This is a genomic window from Paraburkholderia sediminicola, assembly GCF_046027825.1.
Lineage (GTDB): Bacteria > Pseudomonadota > Gammaproteobacteria > Burkholderiales > Burkholderiaceae > Paraburkholderia > Paraburkholderia sediminicola_D.
Map to the genome: position 1 here is coordinate 92,367 of NZ_JAQQDU010000001.1, position 16,123 is coordinate 108,489.

The window sequence follows — 16,123 nt, forward strand, 5'->3', positions numbered from 1 at the left end:
GGTCGGTTGTAGGTTAAACGGGTTACAGGTTGAAGCCTGCTACCCAGAGCGCAATCGAAAACAGCACCGTCAGCGCCGGGTAGACGATCGCGGGCGGCGTGAGCCAATTGCCGCAGCCACTCTTCGACAGCAGCACGTGCACGCACGCAACCAGCAGCACACCGCCCACGATGCAAAACAGCCAGTCCGGAAAATACGCGCCCAGCACGCCGACCGACGGCGCGTCGCTACAGGCTGTCAGCGTCGCGCACGACATCAGGATCGTCCATGCATGGCGCCCAGGGCGCAAACCACTCGACATCGCCGTCTCCCCTGATTGCAGGCAATGAAGCAATACGGTTCAACGGCGCGCGCGGTCCGGGTACACCGGAAACGCCGGATACTGCGGGTCAGCGCGTCAGGTTCACTTTCGCGAGATCGATCAGCTCGCTGCCGCGGCCATCCATCACCGCCTTCATCATGAAGAGTCCGAAATGCCAGGCTTCATCGATCGTCGTCTTCGGCGGCATGATCAGTTCCTGGCGCGCACTGACGACGTCGACTAGCGCAGGCCCGTCATGTGCGAGCGCCGCCGCAAGCGCGCCTTCGAGTTCCTGCGGTTTTTCGACGCGGATGCCCTTCACGCCCATCGCCTCGGCCATGCGCGCGAAGTTCGGATTGACGAGTTCGGTGCCGGTATCGACGAAGCCGGACGCGCGCATTTCGATTTCCACGAAGCCGAGCGTGCCGTTGTTCAGCACGATCACTTTCACTGGCAGCTTCGCCTGAACCAGCGTGATGAACTCGCCCATCATCATCGTGAACCCACCGTCACCGGACATCGAGATCACCTGACGGCCGGGATACGCGGCCTGCGCGCCGATCGCATGCAGCATCGCGTTCGCCATCGAGCCGTGATTGAACGAACCGACCAGCCGGCGCCGGCCGTTCAGTTGCAGGTAGCGCGCCGTCCATGCGATCGGCGTGCCAACGTCGCAGGTGAAGATCGCGTCGTCGGCCGCAAGCTGGCTCACGAGCCGCGTTACATACTGCGGATGGATCGTCGTGCTCGACGGGTTGCTCTCGGCGAGCGAGTCGAGATCCTTGCGCGCCTGCCGGTAATGCGCGAGTGCGCTGTCGAGATGCGACGAATCGGTCTTTTCCTTGAGGACCGGCAGCAATGCGGCGAGCGTATCCTTGACTGTGCCGACGAGGCCAAGATCGAGCGAACAGCGGTTGCCGAGCGCTTCGGGACGCACGTCGATCTGCGCGATCGTTGCGTCTTCCGGATAGAACTGCCGGTAAGGAAAATCGGTACCGAGCAGCAGCAGCATGTCGCACGCCTTCATCGCGGCGTAGCCCGACGCGAACCCGACCATCCCCGTCATGCCGACGTCGTACGGGTTATCGTGTTCGATGATCTCCTTGCCGCGCAGCGAGTGCACGACAGGCGCCTTCAGGCGTTTCGCGAGCTCGACCACTTCGTCGTGCGCACCCGCGCAGCCGGCGCCGCACATCAGCGTCACCCGCGATGCAGCGTGCAGCCTATCCGCAAGGCGCGCGATCTCGTCGTCGGCCGGACGCACCACGGGCGGCGTCGACGGCACCAGCCAGGGCGCAACCTCGGCAGTCGTAGTTGACAGCGCGACGTCGCCCGGAATCACGACGACCGCCACGCCGCGCCGACCGACCGCGACTCGCATCGCGCGGGTCAGGATCTGCGGCAACTGGCCGACGTTCGACACGAGTTCCACGTAGTGGCTGCACTCCTTGAACAGGCTTTCCGGATGCGTCGCCTGAAAGTAGTCGATGCCGATCTCCGAGCTGGGAATGTGCGCGGCGATCGCGAGCACGGGCACGCCGCTGCGGTGGCAGTCGAACAGCCCGTTGATCAGGTGCAGGTTGCCCGGTCCGCAACTGCCGGCGCACACCGCCAGTTGACCAGTGAGATGCGCTTCCGCACCGGCCGCGAAGGCCGCGCCTTCCTCGTGCCGCACGTGGACCCAGTCGATCTCGCCGGAACGCCTGAGCGAATCGGAGATGCCGTTCAGCGAATCGCCGACGACGCCGTAAATACGCTTCACGCCGGCCTGCGTCAGGGCATCGACCAGATAGTCCGCAGCGGTGGTCATGATGCCTCCGAATTCAGCGACGACTTGCCGGGCGGCGTCCGCGGTACTGTGTATCCCTTCAGCATCTCGCTCTCCCGATGACGAGGCGGGCAGGCACGTGTACCGGCGGCCTCGGGTTGACTGCAGCCATGGTGTCGCGGCTCGTCCGGACGTGCTTTAGGATTCGCACGGTGACGTTTTGAAAGGAAATCGTGTGCGCCGGGGGATAACACTCCCTGCACTAGCGGGCAAGCGGCCCTGCGCTACAGGGCAAGCGCGGCCTGCTCTGTCGGCGATATCGTTGTCTCACGCTGCAAAACCTGCCGCCCCTTTGGGAGAGCGGCGATATCACAGGAGACGATGATGGAAATCAAGCCGAAGGTCCGTGAAGAAGCCGTTCAACTGAACGATATCCCCTGGAAGGCGTTCCCCGACGCGCTTTCCCATGGCGGCATCCGTTGGAAGATGCTGCATGCATCGCCCGAGATGGGTGCCTGGACAGCGATTTTCGACTGCCCGGCCGGCTCCTCATTTAATGCCCACTTCCATGTCGGGCCCGGCGAGTATCTTCTGATGAAAGGCCGCATGGATGTCCGCGGCGGTACCGAGCACGGTGGTGACACCGTCATCGCGCCCGCATACGGCTACGAATCCGCGAACGCGCGGCACGACAAGACGTATTTCCCCGTCGACAGCGAGTTCTACATGACTTTCCTCGGCCCACTGTCATTCATCAAGGAAGACGGCACGCCGATCGTCGTCGTGACGTGGGACGAAGCGCAGCGCGCCTACGCGGGCTAAGCCTGCACTGAGCCGCACGCCGGTCAGCCTGCTTGCGGCATCCGCAACCGGTTTTGGAGACATTGAACATGACCCATGCTTCAGCACAGGTCGATGGTGCCACCCAGCAGGTATTCGACCATCATCTCGGCGCATTCGCTCAAGGTCTGGACGAGCTTCTGAAAGACTACGACGACAGCTCCACGATCATCACGCCGGACAATACCTATCGTGGCGGCGCGGAGATCCGCGCCTTCTTCAAGGCATTCCTCGAAAGCGCCGATCCCGGATTCTGGCCAGCATTCAAGATCACGAGCAGGAGCACGGCTGGCGAAGTCGCCTACCTGGCGTGGGAGGCGAAGCCGTGGGTGACGCTTGCGACCGATACGCTGGTCGTCAAGGAGGGAAAGATCGCGGTCCAGACCTTCACCCCCCTCTCAGGCTAAGCGCCCCTCGTACCAGTCAGCAGGAACCGTCCGGCCAGGTCCGAGTTTAGCGTTTATATAGGATTACTATTTCTGGAAGGAAAAATTGGCCAAGATCATTCACTCCATGATCCGCGTTCACAACCTTGACCGGTCGTTGCAGTTCTACAAGGATGCGCTCGGACTCTCGCCCAGGCACCGCCTGGACTTCCCCGACTTCTCGCTCGTGTATCTGCGCAACGAAGAGAACGACTTCGAGATCGAGCTCACCTGGAACAAGGGTCGCGCGCCAGCCTACACGCATGGCGATGGCTACGGGCACGTCGCTGTCGCGGTTGAAGACCTCGAAGCTGAGCACGAGCGGATGGCGGGACTGGGCATCAATCCGGCCGCAGTGAAGGAATTCAAACGAGGCGACGAGATGCTTGCGCGCTTTTTCTTCATCCAGGACCCCGACGGCTACAAGATCGAAGTGCTGGAGCGCTCAGGGCATTACATGTGATGCGGCGCGGTGGCGAGTCAGGCGCGCCACCGCCGCTTGTCCGAGTCAAAGTCAGGGTCAGGGTCAGGGTCAGGGTCAGACAACGTCCGCGTCCGCAGTGCCACGCGGCGCTGCGCGGCGCACGTCGCCGGGCGAGGCGCCATACCGCTGCCGGAAGGTCCGGCAGAAATGGCTTAACGAATTGAAGCCCCAGCGGAACGCGATCTCGGAAATTTGCAGGCGCTGGAAGGCGGGATCAATCAACGCCTCTTTGCATACGTGCAGACGACTGTCCAGGATGAATCCTGACACGGTCATCTCGCTGCGCTGGAACAGCATATGCAGGTAGCGCAGCGAGATGTTGTTCGCCTCTGCGATGCGCGTCGGATTCAGATCTTCCTCATGAAGGTGCTGCAGGATGAAGTCCTTCACGCGCCGCAGCATCGCGGCACTCGCATCGAATATCGCCGAGGGCTGCTGGCCTGAGAGGGCAATGCCGAGAAGTTCGAGCGTGGACCGGCTCACAGAAGCCTGAACACTCTGGTCAAGGCTGTCGATCTGGTTCGACAATGCCAGCAGGTGGACCGCCAGCAGCGAACCGACCCCCGTACGGCTTTCGATCTTGCCGCCCGACGGCGGCTGCTTTCGCTCCGGCAAACGCTCCCGCATCAATGACCAGGGGATCATCAACGTCACCTTGTGCAGCCGCTCGAGCACTTCGAACTGCACCTCCTGATCGGTCGTCCATACCACGAGGTCGCCCGATGCCACCTCCACCCCGGAATCGCCAATCCTGAATCGCTCGCGGCCACCGGTTGTCAGTTGGACACCCACATACAACTCATCGTCATGCCGCACCTGAGCGCGTCTCCGTTCTCCGATGCAAGGGTCACATATCGTTTCAACAATCCCGGCGCCGGCGAAGTCGTGTTGCTTCACACTCGCATAGAACGTCGCAGGCAAGCGTTGCGGAACCTGCCACTCCCTGTAGCTGTGACTCAGCACATCCTGCCAGGCGTCTGTGCGATCGTTCGCGGGAATCCGGTCGATCGACCATTCAGTGAAAGTATTTTGCAAGTCTGTCTCCAATCACAGCGCCTCTTCCATTTATATCACTTCGACTCCGACGACGTATGGTTGTGAAACACTGACACGACAAGGGTCTCACAGCGAGTGCGCTATACGGCAATTCTCCGCGCACGGAAATGCAAACAGCACGCCGCCACGGCTGTTACCGTCAATCCATCGATCCACGCGGGTTCCGCACTAGCGACCCAGAGGGCCGAAGCTCGCCCTGGGGGACGTGATATGCATCACCAACTCAAGCGTAGGTCAATCCTTGATCCACCCACCCTTCAATATCAGGAGTACTGGTTATGCCACTTATGGATGTTACCTTTGCGCAAGGTTCACTGAACACAGAAGCCCAAAGCAAGCTCTCGGCGAAGCTGTGGTCCATCGCGCTGCGCTGGGAAGGAATCGAAGTTAACGAGACATCCGCGTCCGTCGCCTGGGTCTATCTCGACGAACGCCCCCAACATCACATCACCGTCGCCGGAAAGTCTCCCAGGCAGAACATTTATCGAGTCAATGTTCGGGTCATGGCGGGGTTCATGGATCAAAAGCGGATCGATAGTCTCGCCCGCGAGCTGACCGACACAATCCTTGAAGTCGACGGAACGAAGGGCGACGGCAGCGGCCCACGCGTATTCTGCATTATCGAGGAGATTCCGAGCGGTACCTGGAGTATCGACGGGCAGACCTGGACCACCGTGTTCACCGCACGGACATTGCAGCTCGATAGCGAACGCATCGACGCCATGGAACAGGCCGTGGCTGCCCGCCCCCGCATCGATGTCCCATACACCGTAAGTAAATAAACACCGTCTCCGGTAACCCCGGAGACCGCGCCTCAAAACCGGTTGTTGTATGAATCACGGTATCTCAGCAGCGTGGAGTCGCGCCGTATCGATCATTGATGAAATTGAAATGATGCATTCACTCGCGCTCTCTTTTTCGTCTCCGAGACATTCCTTACATTAGCCCCAACACCCACGGGACAGCGAACGAAATCGGTCGGCCGGCCCGCCCTCCCCAGCTTCAAAGGACACGATCATGAGTCAGGAGACGCTCTATTTCGACGACCTCAAAGTCGGCGACACCTTCACCACCGGTTCGTATGAAGTAAACGCTGCCGATATCAAACGGTTTGCCGCGGAGTTCGATCCGCAACCGTTCCATCTCGACGATGAAGCCGCGCGCGGCACGATGTTCGGCGGCCTCGCCGCGAGCGGCTGGCATACCGCAGCGATCACGATGCGTCTGCTCGTCTCCGGCGGCCCAAAGCTGGCCAACGGTGTGCTCGGCGCCGGCGCCGAGATCGAATGGAAGATGCCGACGCGCCCCGGCGACGTGCTGCATGTCGAAAGCGAAGTCGCGGAGCTGATCCCCTCTCGCTCGCGCACCGATCGTGGAATGTTGGTGCTGCGCTCCAGAACGATCAATCAGCATGGCGACGTCGTGCAGAACCTGAGCGCAAAGCTGATCGTCGCGCGCCGCCGCGCTTCGCGTTGAACACCCGACCGAAAACCAAATACATTTCCAGGAGACTTAACATGATCGTCGATCCCGCCACGCAGGACGCCAGTGCGAACTACAAACTGCTGATTGGCTCGATCCTGCCGCGCGCAATAGCATGGGTCAGCACGCTCTCCAAAGACGGCGTCGCAAATCTCGCGCCGATCTCGTTCTTCACCGCGGTCGGCCGCAAGCCGCCGATGGTATCGATCTCGATGCAGCCGCGCTCCGACGGCGTCACGCTGAAGGACACGTTCGTCAACATCCGCGACACCGGCGAATTCGTCGTCAACATCGTGAGCCTCGATCTCGCGGACGCGATGCACCGCACCGCGTTCGAGTTCCCGTCCGAGGTCGACGAGTTCGACGCGGTCGGCCTCATGAAGGCCGCGTCGCTGACGGTCCGTCCGCCGCGCGTGGCAGCGGCGCCGATCGCTTTCGAATGCAAGGTCGAGCGGATCATCCCGATCGGCGACCAGAACGACCACGTGGTATTCGGCGAAGTGCTCCGCTTCCAGATTCGTGACGACCTCTACCTCGATCGAGGCCGCATCGACACCGCCGGCCTGCAGGCGGTCGGCCGCCTCGCCGCGGAATACACGGTGGTGCAAAACGCGTTCACGACGCCGCTCGACTCACAGGTCCTCACGCTGCTGCAGGACAAGAGAATCGGCCGGCTCGACGGATTCGCGGACGGCTACTCGCCGATCGACACGGCGAACTGGTCCGCATCCGGCGCGACGCGCTGATTTCCGAACGACTCAAGAGGTTCTACACATGAATTCGACTCATCCGACCCAGCCCGCGCTGGTGTTCATCCACGGCTTCCTTGACGGCGCCGACGCATGGGACGACCTCGCCCTGCACCTGAGCGACCGCGCGGCCAGTGCGTTGCGCGTCGATCTTCCGGGAATGGGCGCGCGCGCCGGCGAACCCGGCCCGTACAGTCTGGAGCGCTTCGCGGCTGACATCACGACGCAAGTCCGTGTGCTGTCGCGGCCGGTTGTGCTCGTCGGGCACAGCATGGGCGCGCAGATCGCCGAGCTCGTCGCCCAACGGCTGGACGAGCAGGTCCGCGGCCTCGTGCTGCTGACGCCAGTGCCGCTACGCGGCGCTGGCCTGCCAGACGACGCGATGCGTCCTTTCCATGCACTCGGCGGCAATCCTGCCGCGCAGCGCGAATTGCGCCGCAACCTGTCAGTGAACCTCGGCGACGCGCCACTCGAACGTCTCAGCCAGCTAGGCGACCGCGTCGACGCCGCAGCAATCGGCACCTTCGCCGATCTGTGGAACAACGGCCATCCGTCGGGCGCCGAACCTGCGCGATATCGCGGCCCCGTGCTGATCATCCGCGGCGGCGGCGACGCATTCGTCACCGCCGAGTTGATCTCGTCAGGCGTAACGCCGCGCTTCGAAGCGCCGAACGTCGTCTCAATCGAGCGCGCGGGCCATTGGCCACACGCCGAGCAGCCGGACGCGGTCGCGCGCATCGTCGCATCGTTTCTCGCGAATCTCGAACCGGCCTCGCACACGTCGAACGTGCCGGGCGTGCCGGTCGCGCCGGTCGCGCCGCAGGGCTGGACCCGCGCGTTCGAGCAAAAGTCCGCGGACGCGTTCGCCGATGCCTTCGACCCGAACGTCGTGCTCGAAGCGAGCGCGCTCGCGAAACCGGTCGTCGGCAGCGATCAGGTCAAGACCGTCATGACCGCCGCGAGCAAGATCTACGAGGCGCTCTCATTCACGCACGAAGCGCACAACGACCCGCGCAACTACCTCGAATGGGAAGTGCGGGCATTCGGTGGCGAGCAGATGCGTGGGATCACAGTGCTGACGAAGAACGCGCAAGGCAAGATCGTTCACGTGGCAATCCATCATCGCCCGCTCGGCGGCGCGCTGAAATTCTCAGCCGAACTCGGCCGCGTCCTGCAAGGGCAGCTCGACGCAAGCTTCTTCTATCGCGGTGCGTGATTCGCGCGCCCATGCAAAATTCAGGAGATTGACATGATCAAACATACCGACGTGGAATTCGAAGTGGACGGCAGCGTCAAGCTGCGCGGCTGGCTCTTCGTTCCACCCGGCGAAGGACGGCGACCCGCGATCACCATGGCGCACGGCTACGCCGGCGTGAAGGAGCACGCGCTCGAGCCGTTCGCGCGCGCGTTCGCCGAAGCCGGCTTCGTCGTGCTGCTGCACGACCATCGCGGCTTCGGCGCGAGCGAAGGCACGCCGCGCCACGACATCGATCCGTGGCGTCAGATCGCGGACTGGCGACGCGCCATCAGCTTCCTCGAAAGTCTCGACGTCGTCGATCCTGCTCGCATCGGCCTCTGGGGCACGAGCTATGCGGGCGGCCATGCGATCGTGCTCGGCGCAACCGACCGGCGCCTGCGCTGCGTCGTCGCGCAGGTGCCGACAATTAGCGGCTACGAACAGGGGCTGCGCCGCATTCCGCCGGAGAACGTTGCGGCGATCGAAGAAGCGTTCGCCGACGACGATCGCGCACAGTTGCGCGGCGAACCGCCCCGGCGTCAGGCGATCGTCAGTGCCGACCCCGCGATCCCGGCGTCGTATCGAGCGAAGGACGCGCTCGACTTCTATCTGCAGCCGCTGCCGGACGGCGCGTGGGAAAACAACGTGACAGTCCGCTCGACACGCGCCGCTCGCATGTACGAGCCCGGCCACTGGATCGCGCGCGTTTCGCCAACACCGCTCCTGATGGTGGTCGCCATGCGCGACGCGATCACGCTGACCGACCTCGAACTCGCAGCCTATGAGCGTGCGCTCCAGCCGAAGCGGCTCGTGACGATTGAAGGCGGGCACTTCGATCCGTATCTGTCGCAATTCCGTCATTCCAGCGAAGCCGCAGTCGAGTGGTTCAGGCAGCACCTCGGCTAACGTCCACTTTCACGATAAAGGACTCTCCCATGTCTCACCTGACTGTCAACTTCGACGAAGGCCTCGCGACGATCGTCCTCGACCGCCCTCCGCAGAATCGCATCGACGACCAGATGGTCGACGAACTGGCCGAGGCTGTCACCGCGATCGAGCGCAGCGACGTGCGCGCGGTGCTCGTGCGCGGCGAAGGCGAAAACTTTTCGTTCGGCGGCGACATCATGACCTGGCCCGATGCGAGCGTCCGCGAACTGCGTGCCCGCTTCGGCCACTATATGTCCGTGTTCAATCGCTTCGAGCACCTGCCGTTGCCGGTCGTCGCCGCGGTGCAGGGCCTATGTTTCGGCGGCGGCCTCGAACTTGCGCTGCGCGCGGACGTGATCTTCGCAGCCGAATCCGCGACGTTTGGGCATCCTGAACAGACGCTCGGGATCGTCACCGTGCTTGGCGGCATCTACCGGGTCGCGGAGCGCGCGGGCCGCGCGCGGGCGTCCGAGTGGGCGCTGACATCGGAGAAGGTCCCAGCCGCGACGATGGAACGCAACGGCATCGTGAACCACGTCGTCGCCGACGCGGACCTACTCAAGGAATCGTCCGACTTCGCACGCAAGGTCGCACGCGGCCCCACTCGGGCCTATGCCGCGCACAAGGCGTTACTGCGCGCATGGGCGGTCGGCGGCGTCGCGGCCGCGGACGAAGCGATGTTCGACATCGCGATGCCGCTGTTCGACACCGACGACGCGCGACGCGGAATCCGCTCCGCAGTCGATGCGCTGAACGCGGGCCGCCCACGCCCGGCGATGGATTTCAACGGGCACTAACAGCAAGCATCGGGATTGCGGTCCAATGGCGTCTCTCCCATCGAATGGAGCCGCGCATCATGGACCGCATCGCAGCAATGAACGCATTCGTCCGCGTGGTTGAAGCCGGGACGTTCGTGAAGGCGGCCGACACCCTCGACGTGCCGAAGGCGACGGTGACGCGGCTCATCCAGAACCTCGAGGCCGATCTGAAGGTTCGCCTGCTGCACCGCACGACGCGCTCGGTGACAGTCACACCTGAAGGTGCGATCTACTACGAGCGCGTCGTGCGCCTGCTCGCGGACCTCGCGGACATCGAATCGACCACCACGCATGCGCAGAGGAAACCCTCGGGCGGGATCCACGTCGATGTCCCGACTGCCATCGGTACGCTCGTGCTGGTGCCCGCGCTCGCGGACTTCTACCGCGCCTATCCGGATATCGAGATCGACCTCGACCTCGGCAACAGGCGCACCGACCTGGTCACCGAGGGCATCGACTGCGCGATCCGCGCCGGCGAAGTCGACGAGCAGTTCCTGATCGCGCGGCAGATCGGCAGCTTCGGCTTCACGACCTGCGCGACGCCCGCATTTCTCGACGCGCACGGCACGCCTGCATCGCCGGACCAATTACGCGATTTTCCGACCGTCGGCATGACCCCGTCGCGTGGCGGCCGAGCGCTGTCGTTCCAGTTCTCCTACAACGATCAGAAAGGCGATCTTGCGCTGAATCACCGGCTCGTTGTGGATGACACGAACGCGTATCTGGCCGCGGGCCTCGCGAGCCTCGGGATAATCCAGGCACCGACGTACTCGGTGCGCGGCGCGATCGCCGCCGGAACACTCGTGCCGCTGCTCGAGGACTGGCAGCCGCCGGCTAATCCCGTGCACGTGATCTACGCGCCGAACCGCTACCTGAGCGCCAAAGTGCGGGTGTTCATCGACTGGATCATCGAGTTGTTCGAGCAGGACGAGCATCTGCGACGCCGGTGACGCTGGTGACGCTCGCGCGGCGCCGCAAAGGCCGGGGCGCTCGAGCGTCTGGCCAGATCGCGATCGCGACGACATGGCACCCGAGCTTTCCATCACGCCTGCTATTTCGTCCCAGCGAACTGGGAGGCATCGTTGATCGCGTGTTCCACCACCAGCAGAAGCTTTGTATCGAGGTCGCGTGCTATTTCGTCCACTCCTGCATTCTCACAAACATCGAGAAGAGACGATGGCTGGTCATACTCGATGCGAACACGATTCTCCTCCTCTTCATAAGCAATCAGCGTCAAAGGAACATATTGGCCAGCACGTACATCGTGCCTGGTCATCTGTATCGCTACCAATGGGTTTCCCAATATGAACCGGATAACCTTCCTGCTTTGCCCGACCATCGTGAGCGCACGACCGTGGTCAAGCGTAAAAAAGATCATCAAGCCTTGATCTCCCTCCATGCCTTGAATCGCGGCCGCCGCTTCGCGCGGCTGCCCTGCCAGGGCGGCAACTGCGGCCTGGTCGAATTGCCCGAGTCTTTCCTGAAAGCTTTTGACAAAGCTTTCAAAAGCGACGTCGGCATCGATCGTGACGCAGACTATTTGTCTTTGGGTTTCAGATGTTTTCACTTTGAGCTCCTTCGAAATCGTATTGGGTTAACACTCGATAGGCTGGGCCGATAGGTCTGCTACGCATTCCCATCGCCCAGCCAACTTTCAGTGCGCGCTGGCGGCGGCATCGCTTGAACCGCCCGCCTTGCCTGGCTTGGTGATCCAGATAAGCGGAATGATGATGATCATGATGATCGCGGCGCCATAAAACACGTCATTCAGCCCCAACATGGCAGCCTGTGTCTGGACTGTCTGATCGAACAACGCATACGAAGCACCCTGCCCCAGACCAAGCAGCGAATGGTAGTTATTCATCTGCGCATTGAAGATCGGGTTGGTCGGGCTCGACTGCTGCGTCAGGATCTCGTGATGCATGATCGTTCGGTTATTCCACACGACGTTCGCCAGCGACGTACCGATGCCGCCGAAGAACACGCGCCCAAAGGTAGACAGACCGGCTGCGGCCGGCACCTTTTCAGGCGGCTGCCCTGACAGGATGATCACGGTAAGCGGAGCGAAGAACAGCGCCATCGGAATACCCTGCAGCAGCGTCGGCAGGATGATGTATCCCTCGCTGATGTCGGTATAGAAAAACGTCCGCATGAAGTAGACAATCGCGAATCCGATAAATGCGAACGTGCCGATGATGCGTGCATCGGCACGCGGCAGGATCTTGCCCATGATGGGTGCACCGATCACCGCGAAAATACCCAGCGGCGCCGTGGCGAGCCCCGCGTCGACGGCCCGGTATCCCAGGTATTCCTGCATCCACTGCGGAAGCAGCACCAGCGTTCCGAAGAAAATGGCATACGCAACGGCAATCGAAATGGTGCCGCCCAGGAAGTTGCGCTGCTTGAACAGCGTCAGGTCGACGATCGGGTTCTTCTCTGTCAGCTCCCAGATGATGAACGCCGCGAGACCGACTGCGGCAACGATAGCCAGCGCGACGATCGTGCCCGACGAGAACCAGTCGAGATCCTTGCCCTTGTCCAGCATCACCTGAAGCGACGCGACCCAGACGATCAGCAGCACCAGTCCGACAACGTCGATTGGCAGCTTTCTGGCCGGCGTATCGCGCTTGCGATAGAGCAACCAGACCATCGCGGCAGCGAACAGCCCGACCGGGATGTTGATATAGAAGATCCACGACCAGCTATAGCTGTCCGTCACCCAGCCGCCGAGCGAGGGCCCGACAATCGGCCCGGTCACCACGATCATCGAGAACAGCGCAAGTGCCAGCGAGGATTTCGCCTTTGGCCACGAACTGAGCAGCAACGCCTGCGACATCGGGATGAGCGGCCCGGCCACGGCCCCCTGCAGCGCGCGCGCAAGCAACAGGATAGGCAACGTCGGCGCGATGCCGCACAGCCAGGACGCAAACACGAACAACAAGATCGAGCCGACGAACAGCCGGACCTGTCCCAGCCTCTGCGTCAGCCAGCCGGTCAACGGGATCGCGATGGCATTCGCAGCGGCAAAGACGGTGATGACCCACGTGCCTTCGTCGACCGATACGCCGAGGTTTCCGGAAATGGTGGGAATGGCGACGTTGGCGATCGACGAGTCGAGCACGGTCATAAAGCCCGCGAGGCCAACGCTCAGGGAGCCCAGGGCGAGCGTCGCCCCCGTTAGCGGCGGGTGATTGGGATGGTTGGTGGTCATGGTGATACGGCTATCCTGTGTCGGGCAAGAAAGGCGCGGCGTCCTTCACGTGCCGCGGTCCAATGAGCGGAGGTCATTCGTTGTCGGCGATGATCCGCGCGATGGCGGCATCGGCCTCGTCGCCGTACTTCGCGAAGACGTCGGTCTTGTCGGTCGCCGTAGGCTCAGTACCGAGTTGGGCGCCGGCATGATCTTTCACGTCGACATCCACGTTCATTGAGAGGCCCACACGCAACGGATGCTTCTCCAGTTCCGCAGGCGGAATCTCGATGCGCACCGGCAGCCGCTGCACCACCTTGATCCAGTTGCCTGTCGCGTTCTGCGCCGGCAACAGGGCGAGTGCCGATCCGGTGCCCGGCGTAAAGCCCACCACCTTGCCGTGATAGACGACGGAGGAACCGTAGACGTCGGCCGTCAGATCGACAGGTTGTCCAACCCGGATGTGACGAAGCTGCCACTCCTTGAAGTTCGCATCGACCCAGACCTGTTCGAGCGGCACCACGGACATCAGCGATGCGCCGGGCGACACACGCTGCCCGACCTGAACCGAGCGCTGCGCGATATATCCGGTCACAGGGGCCGGCAACGTAGTGCGCGCATAAGCCAGGTAGGCGTCGCGAACGTGGGCGGCGCTTGCCAGTACGTCCGGATGCTTGTCGACCGAGGTGTTGGCCGTCAGCGCGCGATTGGCGCCGAGTTGTTGCCGGGCCGCCTCAAGCGCAGCCTGAGCCGAGCTGACCGCGTCACGTGCATGTGAGATCTCCTCGTCCGACACTGCTCCCGTCATGCCAGTGGCAAGCCGGCGCTTCAGATCGTCCTGAGCCTTCGAAAGATCCGACTGGCGTTCAGCGATATCCGCGCGATATCTGTCGTCGTCGGCATACAGGCCATGGACTTTGCGAACGGTCTGGCCCAAATTGGCCTCGGCCTGTTGCAATGCAATCCTGGCGTCCGCGGGATCGATCTGGACGATCGGGTCGCCTTTTCTGACGATTTGCGTGTTGTCCGCATTGACCCCGATGACGGTCCCCGTGATCTGCGGCGTGATTTGCACGACGTTGCCGTTGACGTAGGCGTCGTCGGTATCCACGTGATGACGGGCGTCGACGAAGTAGTAGGCGCCATACGCTGCGCCCGCGATCGCAAGCGAAGCAACAAGCAGCGAGAGCAGGAGTTTGCGTTTGCCGGGCTTCTTTTCCGGCGCTTTATCCGACGGTGACTGAGGTGCGCTCATGTGTAGCTCCAATAAAGTTTGAGGTATGCGGTCAGGCCGTTACGTCTGACAGCCGTTTCTGGTCGTTCAGTGAGTTGCCGTGCCGTTGGACGGCGCATGAATCGGTGTCTCCGCATTCGCGACAAGGCCGGCGTGCGAAGCATCGAATCCGCCGCCTAGTGCCTTGATCAGTCCGATCTGCATGCTGCGGCGATTCATTTCGAGGTTCACGACGGCCGTTTCGGCTGCGAGCCGGTTGTCATCCGCGTTCAACACCTGCAGTTGCTGGTTCAAGCCTGCCTTGTATCGAACGAGCGCCAGTTGATAGGCTTTGGATTGCGCATCCAGGGCCTGCTGCGCGTCGACCAGTTGACGGTCGGCCGAGTGGACCTGGGTGACCTGCGTGGCAACGTCGGATAAAGCGTTGATCAATGTCTGGTTGTACGTTGCGACGTCGTAGTCGAAGTCCGCGTAGCTGCCCCTCAGTTGGGCGCGCAGCGCACCGGCGTCGAAGATGGGAAGATGAATCGCGGGCCCTGCCTGAAGTTGGCTGCTTCCGGCCGTCAGCAGTCGCCCCCACCCAAACGCGTCCAGTCCTGCCGCTAGAGAAAGATTGACGTCCGGAAAGAACTCGGCCTTCGTTTCCTTTACATCGTGGATGGCTGCATCCACTTGCCAGTAGGCCGAAACGATGTCCGGGCGCCGCGAAATCAGGTCGGCGGGCAGGTTGTCGGGAAGCGCGACGTTGGCACCCTCGCCAAGCGATGGATTGGCGATCTTGAGGCCGCCGTCCGGTCCTTCACCCAGCAGGGCACCCAATTGATAGCGTACGGTCGTGATCTGTCCGTCGAGGTCACTGACGCTGGAACGGCTCGTCGCTGTCTCGCCATAGGCGGTCTGCCGCTCCACGTTGGTGTCGAGCCCCGCACCCACGCGCCCATCCGTGATTCGCCCGATATCCTCGCGATTCTTCACTTCGCGGGCCTCGATATCACGCAACGCGTAGAGCTGCGCAAGATGGTTGTAGGTGCTCGCCACCGAAGCGGCCAGAGAGATGCGCACCTCCTCGGCTTCGGCTTCGGCAACCTTCTCCTGCGAGACGGACTGACGAAGCCGCTCGCGATTCTTGCCCCACAGGTCGAGGTCAAACGAAGCACTGGCGAGCACGTTGTTCTCGCTCTGCCAGGTGCCGTTGATCGGCGGTGGAGCGGACCCATTGTCGCTATAGCGCTCGCGCGTCCACGAATAGCTTCCTGTCACGTTTGGATAAAGTGCGGAATTGGCCGTGCCGACAGAGGAAGACGCTTTCTCAATGCGCGCACGGGCCTGATCGATCGTCGGATTGCCGGCCAGCGCCTCGGCGATCAGTTTGGGCAGTTGCGGATCGCCGAACTGGTTGGCCCAATCCATTGCAGGCCACTGTCCGCCCTCGGCGGGCAAGCTCTCCTTCGTCTCGTAGTTGGTGGGCGGCGCAATCTGCTTATCGCTCTTGATGCCGGCGTAGTTGACGCATCCGGCCAGTCCGAGCGCCGCTACCGCCGCGGCTGTCGAGGCCGCCCATGCGCTCGCGCGCGGCTGAGGTCGGTAGTGATTTGTCATGGTTTCCATTTCC

17 protein-coding genes are annotated in these 16,123 nt (G+C 62.5%); 10 read left to right on the plus strand and 7 right to left on the minus strand.

Annotation, left to right across the window (positions count from 1 at the left end; translation table 11 throughout):
- Positions 1-22 precede the first annotated feature (22 nt).
- Both PQQ96_RS00380 and poxB read right to left on the minus strand, forming a co-directional pair.
- Positions 23-301, minus strand: coding sequence for a YtcA family lipoprotein (locus tag PQQ96_RS00380; protein WP_408287283.1), 279 nt, complete (start codon positions 299-301; stop codon positions 23-25).
- Positions 302-389: 88 nt separating this feature from the next.
- Positions 390-2,111, minus strand: a complete 1,722-nt coding sequence (poxB, locus tag PQQ96_RS00385) for a ubiquinone-dependent pyruvate dehydrogenase (protein ID WP_408287285.1) — start codon at positions 2,109-2,111, stop codon at positions 390-392.
- A 342-nt stretch (positions 2,112-2,453) separates the two neighbouring features.
- On the opposite strand from poxB, the gene PQQ96_RS00390 reads away from it, so the two are divergent.
- The 3 genes from PQQ96_RS00390 to PQQ96_RS00400 all read left to right on the plus strand — a co-directional run bounded on the left by PQQ96_RS00390 (position 2,454) and on the right by PQQ96_RS00400 (position 3,797).
- The gene (locus tag PQQ96_RS00390; RefSeq protein ID WP_408287288.1) at positions 2,454-2,891 is read left to right on the plus strand and encodes a cupin domain-containing protein; all 438 of its coding nucleotides are present in this window, start codon (positions 2,454-2,456) and stop codon (positions 2,889-2,891) included.
- Positions 2,892-2,959: 68 nt separating this feature from the next.
- The gene (locus tag PQQ96_RS00395; protein WP_408287291.1) at positions 2,960-3,316 is read left to right on the plus strand and encodes a nuclear transport factor 2 family protein; all 357 of its coding nucleotides are present in this window, start codon (positions 2,960-2,962) and stop codon (positions 3,314-3,316) included.
- Positions 3,317-3,401: 85 nt separating this feature from the next.
- The gene (locus PQQ96_RS00400; protein WP_408287294.1) at positions 3,402-3,797 is read left to right on the plus strand and encodes a VOC family protein; all 396 of its coding nucleotides are present in this window, start codon (positions 3,402-3,404) and stop codon (positions 3,795-3,797) included.
- Positions 3,798-3,872: 75 nt separating this feature from the next.
- On the opposite strand, the gene PQQ96_RS00405 is transcribed toward PQQ96_RS00400, so the two are convergent.
- Positions 3,873-4,853, minus strand: coding sequence for a helix-turn-helix domain-containing protein (locus tag PQQ96_RS00405; protein WP_408287297.1), 981 nt, complete (start codon positions 4,851-4,853; stop codon positions 3,873-3,875).
- A 299-nt stretch (positions 4,854-5,152) separates the two neighbouring features.
- On the opposite strand from PQQ96_RS00405, the gene PQQ96_RS00410 reads away from it, so the two are divergent.
- From PQQ96_RS00410 to PQQ96_RS00440, 7 genes are all read left to right on the plus strand, one after another.
- The gene (locus PQQ96_RS00410) at positions 5,153-5,656 is read left to right on the plus strand and encodes a tautomerase family protein (protein WP_408287298.1); all 504 of its coding nucleotides are present in this window, start codon (positions 5,153-5,155) and stop codon (positions 5,654-5,656) included.
- A gap of 235 nt (positions 5,657-5,891) precedes the next feature.
- Positions 5,892-6,350 (plus strand): MaoC family dehydratase, encoded by a 459-nt coding sequence (locus tag PQQ96_RS00415; protein WP_408287300.1) that lies wholly within the window; start codon positions 5,892-5,894, stop codon positions 6,348-6,350.
- Positions 6,351-6,391: 41 nt separating this feature from the next.
- On the plus strand, positions 6,392-7,102 hold the full coding sequence (locus PQQ96_RS00420) for a flavin reductase family protein (RefSeq protein WP_408287302.1): 711 nt from the start codon (positions 6,392-6,394) through the stop codon (positions 7,100-7,102).
- Positions 7,103-7,130: 28 nt separating this feature from the next.
- Complete coding sequence (locus PQQ96_RS00425; protein ID WP_408287304.1) at positions 7,131-8,321, plus strand: alpha/beta fold hydrolase; 1,191 nt, start codon at positions 7,131-7,133, stop codon at positions 8,319-8,321.
- A gap of 33 nt (positions 8,322-8,354) precedes the next feature.
- Positions 8,355-9,248 carry an alpha/beta hydrolase gene (locus PQQ96_RS00430; protein WP_408287307.1) on the plus strand — a complete coding sequence of 298 codons (894 nt, stop codon included), beginning with the start codon at positions 8,355-8,357 and terminating at the stop codon, positions 9,246-9,248.
- 29 nt (positions 9,249-9,277) lie between these two features.
- On the plus strand, positions 9,278-10,066 hold the full coding sequence (locus PQQ96_RS00435) for an enoyl-CoA hydratase/isomerase family protein (RefSeq protein WP_408287310.1): 789 nt from the start codon (positions 9,278-9,280) through the stop codon (positions 10,064-10,066).
- A 59-nt stretch (positions 10,067-10,125) separates the two neighbouring features.
- Positions 10,126-11,037, plus strand: coding sequence for a LysR family transcriptional regulator (locus PQQ96_RS00440; protein WP_408287311.1), 912 nt, complete (start codon positions 10,126-10,128; stop codon positions 11,035-11,037).
- Positions 11,038-11,138: 101 nt separating this feature from the next.
- On the opposite strand, the gene PQQ96_RS00445 is transcribed toward PQQ96_RS00440, so the two are convergent.
- From PQQ96_RS00445 to PQQ96_RS00460, 4 genes are all read right to left on the minus strand, one after another.
- Positions 11,139-11,654: a DUF302 domain-containing protein gene (locus PQQ96_RS00445; RefSeq protein ID WP_408287314.1), complete on the minus strand. Its 516-nt coding sequence runs from the start codon at positions 11,652-11,654 to the stop codon at positions 11,139-11,141.
- Between the two features lie 87 nt (positions 11,655-11,741).
- Positions 11,742-13,298 carry a DHA2 family efflux MFS transporter permease subunit gene (locus tag PQQ96_RS00450; protein WP_408287317.1) on the minus strand — a complete coding sequence of 519 codons (1,557 nt, stop codon included), beginning with the start codon at positions 13,296-13,298 and terminating at the stop codon, positions 11,742-11,744.
- Positions 13,299-13,371: 73 nt separating this feature from the next.
- On the minus strand, positions 13,372-14,532 hold the full coding sequence (locus PQQ96_RS00455) for an HlyD family secretion protein (RefSeq protein ID WP_408287319.1): 1,161 nt from the start codon (positions 14,530-14,532) through the stop codon (positions 13,372-13,374).
- Positions 14,533-14,598: 66 nt separating this feature from the next.
- On the minus strand, positions 14,599-16,119 hold the full coding sequence (locus PQQ96_RS00460; RefSeq protein ID WP_408287321.1) for an efflux transporter outer membrane subunit: 1,521 nt from the start codon (positions 16,117-16,119) through the stop codon (positions 14,599-14,601).
- Between the last annotated feature and the right edge of the window lie 4 nt (positions 16,120-16,123).